We start from the raw sequence: 8,973 nt of genomic DNA on the forward strand, positions 1-8,973 counted from the left end.
CGGTTAAACCGGGCGCCGGGAAATCAGTGATTTTGCTGGCTGCGATCTTTGTGGCCTACGCCGGAGAAGAGGTTGAACACTTCGCCAAGACCGTAAATCAGTCCCAGGATGACCGCCATCACCACCGGTACCATGATGACCGCAAAAACCAGACTTTTCAAAAGCTCTAACATGGTTCACTCCAGATAGTATGATTTCCTGATTGTAACGATTTCAGCCGAAAAAACACGTCCCATTTGTGCGGTGGGTAATGACCAACCGCGCAGAGAGGTTTTGCAAGTGGGCGACTATCGGTCACAATACCCTTTTTTGTCAGGAAACGATTATGCAGGCCGAAATTCTTCTTACCCTTAAGCTACAGCAGCGCCTGTTTGCCGATCCGCGGCGGATCGCCCTGCTCAAACAAATTGACCAGACCGGTTCGATAAGCCAGGGGGCGAAGCATGCGGGTATCAGCTATAAGAGCGCTTGGGATGCCATCAATGAGATGAACCAGCTCAGCGAACAGCCGCTGGTGGATCGCGCCACCGGCGGAAAGGGCGGCGGCGGCGCGGTGCTGACCCGCTACGGGCAGCGTCTGATCCAGCTGTACGATCTGCTGGCGCAGATCCAGCAGAAAGCGTTTGATGTACTCAGCGATGACGATGCCCTGCCGCTGGATAGCCTGCTGGCGGCCATCTCGCGCTTTTCCCTGCAGACCAGCGCCCGCAACCAGTGGTTCGGCACCATTACCGGCCGCGATCGCCAGCAGGTGCAGCAGCACGTGGAAGTACTGTTGGCTGACGGAAAAACCCGCCTGAATGTCGCCATCACCGCCCAAAGCGCTGAGAAGCTGGGACTCGATGAGGGCCAGGAGGTGCTGGTCCTGCTCAAAGCGCCATGGGTCGGCATCACCCTCGATCCCGCAGCAGCCCGCCAGGCCGATAACCAGCTGTCGGGACGTATCAGTCATATCGAATGCGGGTCCGGACAGTGCGAAGTACTGATGACCCTGGCGGACGGTCAAACCCTGTGCGCCACCCTGCCACAGGCGCAGGCCGCTGGCCTGGCGGAAGGAACGGAGGCGATCGCTTACTTCAATGCCGATCGCATCATTCTCGCGACGTTATGCTGACCCCATTGACATTACGCGCCTGAAGTCGTATCCCTGATGCACATCGCTGCAAAAAATGGGATACATCATGTCATCATTGCAAATTTCGCAAGGCACGTTTCGCCTGAGCGATACAAAGACCTTAAAAATAGACCACCTGAGCGTGGCGGCGGGTGAAAGCTGGGCGTTCGTCGGCAGCAACGGCAGCGGCAAATCCGCCCTCGCGCGGGCCCTGGCAGGCGACCTGACCCTGCTCAGCGGCCAGCGCGAAAGCCACTTCTCCCGCGTGACCCGCCTCTCCTTCGAACAGTTGCAGAAGCTGGTCAGCAACGAGTGGCAGCGCAATAACACCGACCTGCTCAGCCCAGGCGAAGAAGACACCGGCCGCACCACCGCGGAGATTATCCAGGATGAGGTGAAAGATCCTGCCCGCTGCGCGCGCCTGGCCGAACAGTTTGGCATCAGCGCCCTGCTGGACCGCCGGTTTAAATACCTGTCGACCGGGGAAACGCGTAAGACCCTGCTGTGTCAGGCCCTGATGACCGATCCGCAACTGCTGATCCTCGATGAACCTTTCGACGGTCTCGACGTCAACTCCCGCCAGCAGCTTGCTGCCCTGCTGGCCGACCTGCACAGCGCCGGCATCACCCTGGTGCTGGTGCTCAACCGTTTCGATGAGATCCCGGAGTTTGTGCAATTCGCCGGCGTGCTGGCTGACTGCACCCTCAGCGAGACCGGCGAGAAGTCTTCCCTGCTGCAGCAGGCGCTGGTCGCCCAGCTGGCGCACAGTGAAAAACTGGACGGCATCACCCTGCCGGAGCCGGATGTCCCACCGGCCCGTCATGCGCTGGCAGACTCGGCGCCGCGTATCGTGCTCAACGACGGCGTGGTCTCCTATAACGATCGCCCGGTCATCAATCACCTCTCATGGACCGTGAATCCAGGCGAACACTGGCAGATCGTCGGTCCCAACGGCGCCGGTAAATCTACGCTGCTGAGCCTGGTCACCGGGGATCATCCGCAGGGCTACAGCAACGATCTCACGCTCTTTGGCCGCCGGCGCGGCAGCGGTGAGACCATCTGGGATATTAAAAAGCATATCGGCTACGTCAGCAGCAGCCTGCATCTGGACTACCGGGTCAGCACCAACGTCCGCAACGTCATCCTGTCGGGCTATTTTGACTCGATCGGCATTTATCAGGCGGTCTCCGACAAGCAGCATAAGCTGGTGCAGCAATGGCTGGATATTCTCGGCATCGATAAGCGCACCGCCGACGCGCCGTTTCACAGTCTGTCGTGGGGCCAGCAGCGGCTGGCGCTTATCGTCCGCGCGCTGGTGAAGCATCCAACCCTGCTGATCCTCGATGAACCGCTGCAGGGGCTGGACCCACTCAACCGCCAGCTGGTGCGCCGCTTTGTCGACGTGTTGATTGGCGAAGGGGCCACACAGCTGCTGTTTGTCTCGCACCATGCAGAAGATGCCCCGGACTGTATTACCCATCGCCTGGCGTTCGTTCCCAGTGGAGACGGTTACACTTATCAGCTCGGCCCTGTGGCCTGACGCCCCCTGCCGGGGATCGAAAGATCCCTGGTATTTTTCAGAAAAATAGCGCCAAACAAACCTAATACATTGAATTAAAATTAAAAATATAAAATTTACGTTATTTACACCCCAAGTGTAAACGATTCCACTAACTTGCCCTATGTCACACTTTTCACTTCTTTGATATGCTATCTTCCTCACAAACGATAAGCCGAATGGAGCGAATCATGAAAGTTCTGGTTACAGGTGGTAGCGGTTACATTGGAAGTCATACCTGCGTTCAACTGCTGCAGCAGGGACACGAGGTGGTGATCCTCGACAATCTCTGCAACAGCAAGCGCAGCGTACTGCCGGTGATTGAACGTCTCGGCGGCAAAGAAGCCACCTTTATTGAAGGCGATATTCGTAACGAAGCGCTGATGACGGAGATCCTCCACGATCACGCCATTGAGGCAGTGATCCACTTCGCCGGGCTGAAAGCCGTCGGGGAGTCCGTCGCCAAGCCGCTGGAATATTACGACAATAACGTCACCGGCACACTGAAATTAGTCTCTGCCATGCGCGCCGCTGGCGTGAAGAACTTTATCTTTAGCTCCTCCGCTACCGTCTACGGCGATCAGCCGAAAATCCCGTATGTCGAAAGCTTCCCGACCGGCACCCCGCAAAGCCCCTACGGCAAAAGCAAGCTGATGGTGGAGCAGATCCTGACCGACCTGCAGAAAGCCCAGCCGGAGTGGAGCATTGCCCTGCTGCGCTACTTCAACCCGGTCGGCGCCCACCCGTCGGGCGACATGGGGGAAGACCCGCAGGGGATCCCGAACAACCTGATGCCCTACATCGCCCAGGTCGCCGTTGGCCGTCGCGAATCGCTGGCCATTTTTGGTAACGACTATCCGACCGAAGATGGTACCGGCGTGCGCGATTACATCCATGTGATGGACCTCGCCGATGGCCACGTCGCGGCCATGGAAAAACTGGCTGACAAAGCCGGGGTGCATATCTACAACCTTGGCGCCGGCGTCGGCAGCAGCGTGCTCGACGTAGTCAATGCTTTCAGCAAGGCCTGCGGCAAACCCATTAACTACCATTTCGCGCCGCGCCGCGATGGCGACCTCCCGGCCTACTGGGCGGATGCTGCCAAGGCCGACCGCGAGCTGAACTGGCGCGTAACGCGCAACCTGGACGAAATGGCGCAGGACACCTGGCACTGGCAGTCCCGTCATCCGCAGGGTTATCCAGACTAAGGAACCTTCATGAGCGTATTTAACCCCGTTGACCATCCACATCGTCGTTATAACCCGTTAACCGGACAGTGGATTCTGGTTTCTCCGCATCGCGCCAAGCGCCCCTGGCAGGGGGCGCAGGAAACGCCGGCAAAACAGACCTTGCCGGCCCACGATCCGGACTGTTTCCTGTGCCCGGGCAACACCCGGGTGACCGGCGACACCAACCCGAATTACACCGGTACCTACGTATTTACCAACGACTTTGCGGCCCTGATGACCGACACCCCGGACGCACCGGAGAGTGACGATCCGCTGATGCGCTGCCAGAGCGCCCGCGGCACCAGTCGGGTGATCTGCTTCTCGCCAGACCACAGCAAAACGCTGCCGGAACTGAGCCTTGGAGCGCTGGAAGACGTGGTTAAAACGTGGCAGGAACAGACCGCGGACCTCGGGAAAAGCTACCCGTGGGTGCAGGTTTTTGAAAACAAAGGGGCAGCGATGGGCTGCTCCAACCCTCACCCGCATGGTCAGGTGTGGGCCAACAGTTTCCTGCCCAATGAAGCGGAACGGGAAGACCGTCTGCAGAAAGAGTATTACGCCGCACAGGGCCAGCCGATGCTGCTGGACTATGTGCAGCGCGAACTGGCCGACGGCAGCCGCACGGTGGTGGACACCGAGCACTGGCTGGCGGTGGTGCCCTACTGGGCCGCCTGGCCGTTCGAAACGCTGCTGTTGCCGAAAGCGCACGTGCAGCGCATAACCGATCTCACCGACGCCCAGCGCAGCGATCTGGCGCTGGCGTTGAAAAAGCTGACCAGCCGTTACGACAACCTGTTCCAGTGCTCATTCCCCTACTCCATGGGCTGGCACGGCGCGCCGTTTAACGACGAAGACCATAACCACTGGCAGCTTCATGCCCACTTTTATCCGCCGCTGCTGCGCTCCGCGACGGTCCGCAAGTTTATGGTTGGTTATGAGATGCTGGCCGAAACTCAGCGCGATCTGACCGCCGAGCAAGCTGCCGAACGACTGCGCGCCGTCAGCGACGTCCATTTTCGTGAATCCGGAGTGTAATGATGAGTCTGAAAGAGAAAACCCAAACCCTGTTCGCTGACGCCTTCGGCTACCCGGCCAGCCATGTCATTCAAGCGCCAGGCCGCGTCAACCTGATCGGCGAGCATACCGATTACAACGACGGTTTTGTGCTGCCATGCGCTATCGACTACCAGACGGTGATCAGCTGTGCGCCGCGCGACGATCGTACCGTGCGGGTGATTGCCGCCGATTACGACAATCAGACCGATGAGTTCTCTCTCGACGCGCCGATTATCAGCCACGACACCCAGCAGTGGTCGAACTATGTCCGCGGCGTGGTAAAGCATCTGCAGCAGCGGAACAGCCACTTTGGCGGCGCGGATCTGGTGATCAGCGGCAATGTACCGCAGGGTGCGGGGTTAAGCTCATCAGCCTCGCTGGAAGTCGCCGTCGGCACCGTGTTCCAACAGCTGTATCATCTGCCGCTGGATGGCGCGCAAATCGCCCTCAACGGCCAGGAGGCGGAAAACCAGTTCGTCGGCTGCAACTGCGGCATCATGGATCAGCTGATTTCAGCGCTGGGCAAAAAAGACCACGCGCTGCTGATCGACTGCCGTTCGCTGGGCACCAAAGCCGTCTCGATGCCGAAAGGCGTGGCGGTGGTGATCATCAACAGCAACTTTAAGCGTACCCTCGTCGGCAGCGAGTACAACACCCGTCGTGAACAGTGCGAAACCGGCGCGCGCTTCTTCCAGCAGCCCGCCCTGCGCGATGTCACCCTTGAGCAATTTAACGCCGTCGCCCATGAGCTGGATCCGGTGGTCGCGAAGCGCGTACGCCATGTGCTGACGGAGAATGCCCGCACTGTGGAAGCCGCCAGCGCCCTCGAAAAAGGCGACCTGAAGCGGATGGGTGAGCTGATGGCAGAGTCCCACGCCTCGATGCGTGATGATTTCGAGATCACCGTCCCGCAGATCGACACCCTGGTGGAGATCGTTAAGGCCGCGATCGGCGATAAGGGCGGCGTGCGCATGACCGGCGGCGGCTTTGGCGGCTGCGTGGTAGCGTTAATCCCGGAAGAACTGGTCGATACCGTTCAGCAGGCCGTTGCCAACGAGTATGAAGCGAAAACCGGTATTAAAGAGACATTCTATGTCTGCAAACCGTCACAGGGGGCCGGGCAATGCTAACGCAAACCACCGCGCTGGCCCCGGACGGTCAGCCATGGCAGCAGGTGACCCTGCGCAATAAGTCGGGGATGACCGTCACCGTGGCGGACTGGGGCGCGACGCTGCTCAGCGCCGAGGTGCCGTTGGCCGATGGCAGCCTGCGCCGACCGCTGCTGGGCTGCGCAAAGTTGGAAGACTATGCTCGCCAGGCCGCATTTCTTGGCGCCTCGGTAGGCCGCTACGCCAACCGTATCGGCCACAGCCGCTTCCCGCTTGACGGCCAGGTCGTCAACGTCACGCCGTCAAACGACGCGGGCCACCAGCTCCACGGCGGCCCGGAAGGGTTTGATAAGCGCCGCTGGCGCATTGTCCGCGCCGACGAGCAGGAAGTGCTGTTCGCCCTGACCTCGCCCGATGGCGATCAAGGCTTTCCGGGCACCCTGCAGGCCACCGCGCACTATCGTCTGAGCGACGATAACCGCATCGCGATTACCTATCGCGCCACCGTGGACCAACCCTGCCCGGTGAATATGACCAATCACGTCTATTTCAACCTCGACGGTGAGCAGGGCGATGTGCGCCAGCATCAGCTCCAGATCCTCGCCCAGAGGTATCTGCCGGTGGAAAGCGACGGTATCCCGGGTGGCGAACTGAAAGATGTTGCTAACACCAGCTTTGATTTCCGCCAGCCGAAAACCATCGCCGCCGACTTCCTCGCGGATGCCGATCAGCAAAAGGTGAAGGGATACGATCATGCCTTCCTGCTGGATGCCAAAGGCGACGCCAGCCAGCCTGCGGCACAGGTCTGGTCGCAGGATGGCAAGCTGCAGATGACGGTCTATACCTCCGCTCCGGCGCTGCAGTTTTACTCCGGCAACTATCTCGGCGGCACCCCGTCGCAGACGACGGAGCCCTACGCCGACTGGCAGGGACTGGCGCTGGAGAGCGAATTCCTGCCGGATTCGCCGAACCATCCGCAATGGCCGCAGCCGGACTGTGTATTACGTCCGGGCCAGGAGTACGTCAGCCTGACGGAATATCAGTTTATCGCCCGATAATCGCCAGCGCCCTCCATCAGGGGGCGCTGCTTTTCGTCCCCGCCCTCCTCTCTGCCGCCTCTTTTTTCAGCAACCTGCTCTATTTTCCGTCACCAAAGGACAAAAAAATAACCTGTGTATTACAAGCACCTTACACTGCGCCACTATTTTCGCTATGGTTAGGGATAAGCATTGCCGTGCGCCAAATCACGGCAATATAATGAGAATAGTTATCAATCAATAACACATACACCATCACATTCAGCGTACCGTTCGCGGCGCGAGGGATGGCGTGTAGAGAGGAGTGAGAGAATGGCTGTAACTAAGCTGGTACTGGTTCGTCATGGCGAAAGCCAGTGGAACAACGAAAACCGCTTCACCGGTTGGTACGACGTGGATCTGTCCGAGAAAGGCGTTAGCGAAGCGAAAGCAGCGGGTAAACTGCTGAAGGCTGAAGGCTTCAGCTTTGATTTTGCTTATACCTCCGTGCTGAAACGTGCCATCCACACCCTGTGGAACGTGCTGGACGAACTGGATCAGGCCTGGCTGCCGGTTGAGAAATCCTGGAAGCTGAACGAGCGTCATTACGGCGCGCTGCAGGGCCTGAACAAAGCGGAAACCGCTGAGAAATACGGTGACGAGCAGGTTAAACAGTGGCGTCGCGGCTTCGCTGTCACTCCGCCGGAGCTGACCAAAGACGACGAGCGCTACCCGGGCCACGATCCGCGCTATGCAAAACTGACCGACGCGGAACTGCCGACCACTGAAAGCCTGGCGCTGACCATCGACCGCGTCGTGCCTTACTGGAACGAAACCATTCTGCCGCGCCTGAAAAGCGGTGAGCGCGTGATCATCGCCGCTCACGGTAACTCCCTGCGCGCGCTGGTGAAATACCTCGACAACATGGGCGAAGACGAGATCCTCGAACTGAACATCCCGACCGGCGTACCGCTGGTATATGAGTTCGATGAAAACTTCAAGCCGATCAAACATTACTATCTGGGTAACGCGGAAGAGATCGCGGCGAAAGCTGCTGCCGTCGCCAACCAGGGTAAAGCGAAGTAATTTTTTACGATAGCGCTCCCCGTTTGGGGAGCCACGTTAATCGCTAAATCCCGGCCCGGCCGGGAATCTGACCAGAACCCCGGTCACCGCCAGCAGCGATCTCAGCGCGGGCCAGACTATCTGTCGCTCGCGAAGCTCATCATCCAGCGTCAGTAGCGCAAATTCCCCCTTCTCACCCAGCACGCCACCCTGCCAGAGCAGACGCTGCGCCTGCTGCCGCGCCCAGGGCGACTCACTCTTCCAGGCCAGCAAATGCAGCAGCGCCTGCTGTAGACAGACGCTGTGAGAATGGTTATCCCGCCGCAGCCGCCGGTAGACGGGCAGGGACACGCTGCGCACGGTATAAAATCCACTCCCCGCCTCTTCATCGCCTTCAGGGATAGCGCGGGCGAACTGCCCCGCCACGTCACACAGCCGGTTGTGCGTCAGTGGAAGTTGCCGGGCGCTGAGCGCCCCGGCCGCCATGCACAGCAGACCGCTGCGCTGCAGCGAGGGCGTCGCAGAGCGCACGACCGCCGCCGGTAAGGCGCTCACCGCCCGTGTTGCCTCGTCAGCGTTGTGGTCAGCGCCGGCCTCATAACAGCTGGCCAGCAGCGCTTCACCAGGCGTGGCGTTCAGCGGGGGCGAAAGCAGGTTCAGCGCCGGCTGCAGTTGTGCAAGTTCATCGCCTGACGCCAGCATGGCGTCAACCACCGCCTCCCGTGTTGATGTCCGGTTTTCCGGACAGCATGCTATGCCTTCATTCATCACCGTCTCCTTATGAGAAATCTCCGCGGCCGGCTTGCCAGCCGCGGGAACAGGCTGG

The 8,973-nt window shown here is 59.7% G+C and carries 9 protein-coding genes; 7 read left to right on the forward strand and 2 right to left on the reverse strand.

What is annotated here, in order from left to right:
• Positions 1–23 precede the first annotated feature (23 nt).
• Positions 24–173 carry an AcrZ family multidrug efflux pump-associated protein gene (locus HMPREF9538_RS26195; protein WP_002895156.1) on the reverse strand — a complete coding sequence of 50 codons (150 nt, stop codon included), beginning with the start codon at positions 171–173 and terminating at the stop codon, positions 24–26.
• A gap of 152 nt (positions 174–325) precedes the next feature.
• Here HMPREF9538_RS26195 and modE point away from each other — a divergent pair, with 152 nt between their 5' ends.
• From modE to gpmA, 7 genes are all read left to right on the forward strand, one after another.
• A complete protein-coding gene (modE, locus tag HMPREF9538_RS26190; RefSeq protein ID WP_002895154.1) occupies positions 326–1,114 on the forward strand; it encodes a molybdenum-dependent transcriptional regulator in 789 nt (262 codons plus the stop codon).
• 67 nt (positions 1,115–1,181) lie between these two features.
• Complete coding sequence (gene modF / locus HMPREF9538_RS26185; RefSeq protein WP_020316490.1) at positions 1,182–2,654, forward strand: molybdate ABC transporter ATP-binding protein ModF; 1,473 nt, start codon at positions 1,182–1,184, stop codon at positions 2,652–2,654.
• A gap of 209 nt (positions 2,655–2,863) precedes the next feature.
• Entirely contained in the window at positions 2,864–3,880 is a 1,017-nt protein-coding gene (gene galE / locus HMPREF9538_RS26180) for a UDP-glucose 4-epimerase GalE (protein ID WP_002895150.1), read from the forward strand.
• Positions 3,881–3,889: 9 nt separating this feature from the next.
• Positions 3,890–4,936, forward strand: coding sequence for a galactose-1-phosphate uridylyltransferase (gene galT / locus HMPREF9538_RS26175; protein WP_004142166.1), 1,047 nt, complete (start codon positions 3,890–3,892; stop codon positions 4,934–4,936).
• A gap of 2 nt (positions 4,937–4,938) precedes the next feature.
• Positions 4,939–6,087, forward strand: coding sequence for a galactokinase (gene galK / locus HMPREF9538_RS26170; protein WP_004176842.1), 1,149 nt, complete (start codon positions 4,939–4,941; stop codon positions 6,085–6,087).
• Positions 6,081–7,124 carry a galactose-1-epimerase gene (gene galM, locus HMPREF9538_RS26165; RefSeq protein WP_004223707.1) on the forward strand — a complete coding sequence of 348 codons (1,044 nt, stop codon included), beginning with the start codon at positions 6,081–6,083 and terminating at the stop codon, positions 7,122–7,124. Before galK ends, galM begins: the two co-directional genes overlap by 7 nt.
• Positions 7,125–7,415: 291 nt before the next feature.
• Entirely contained in the window at positions 7,416–8,168 is a 753-nt protein-coding gene (gene gpmA / locus HMPREF9538_RS26160) for a 2,3-diphosphoglycerate-dependent phosphoglycerate mutase (RefSeq protein WP_002895089.1), read from the forward strand.
• Positions 8,169–8,204: 36 nt separating this feature from the next.
• On the opposite strand, the gene HMPREF9538_RS26155 is transcribed toward gpmA, so the two are convergent.
• Complete coding sequence (locus tag HMPREF9538_RS26155) at positions 8,205–8,915, reverse strand: membrane protein associated with oxaloacetate decarboxylase (RefSeq protein ID WP_032456964.1); 711 nt, start codon at positions 8,913–8,915, stop codon at positions 8,205–8,207.
• Between the last annotated feature and the right edge of the window lie 58 nt (positions 8,916–8,973).

Source organism: Klebsiella sp. MS 92-3 (genome assembly GCF_000195655.1).
Lineage (GTDB): Bacteria > Pseudomonadota > Gammaproteobacteria > Enterobacterales > Enterobacteriaceae > Klebsiella > Klebsiella pneumoniae.

What these genes read in the sequence shown, in the direction of transcription:
- HMPREF9538_RS26195 (WP_002895156.1), bottom strand. Translation starts at nt 173, where the DNA reads ATGTTAGAGCTTTTGAAAAGTCTGGTTTTTGCGGTCATCATGGTACCG.
- modE (WP_002895154.1), top strand. Translation starts at nt 326, where the DNA reads ATGCAGGCCGAAATTCTTCTTACCCTTAAGCTACAGCAGCGCCTGTTT.
- modF (WP_020316490.1), top strand. Translation starts at nt 1,182, where the DNA reads ATGTCATCATTGCAAATTTCGCAAGGCACGTTTCGCCTGAGCGATACA.
- galE (WP_002895150.1), top strand. Translation starts at nt 2,864, where the DNA reads ATGAAAGTTCTGGTTACAGGTGGTAGCGGTTACATTGGAAGTCATACC.
- galT (WP_004142166.1), top strand. Translation starts at nt 3,890, where the DNA reads ATGAGCGTATTTAACCCCGTTGACCATCCACATCGTCGTTATAACCCG.
- galK (WP_004176842.1), top strand. Translation starts at nt 4,939, where the DNA reads ATGAGTCTGAAAGAGAAAACCCAAACCCTGTTCGCTGACGCCTTCGGC.
- galM (WP_004223707.1), top strand. Translation starts at nt 6,081, where the DNA reads ATGCTAACGCAAACCACCGCGCTGGCCCCGGACGGTCAGCCATGGCAG.
- gpmA (WP_002895089.1), top strand. Translation starts at nt 7,416, where the DNA reads ATGGCTGTAACTAAGCTGGTACTGGTTCGTCATGGCGAAAGCCAGTGG.
- HMPREF9538_RS26155 (WP_032456964.1), bottom strand. Translation starts at nt 8,915, where the DNA reads ATGAATGAAGGCATAGCATGCTGTCCGGAAAACCGGACATCAACACGG.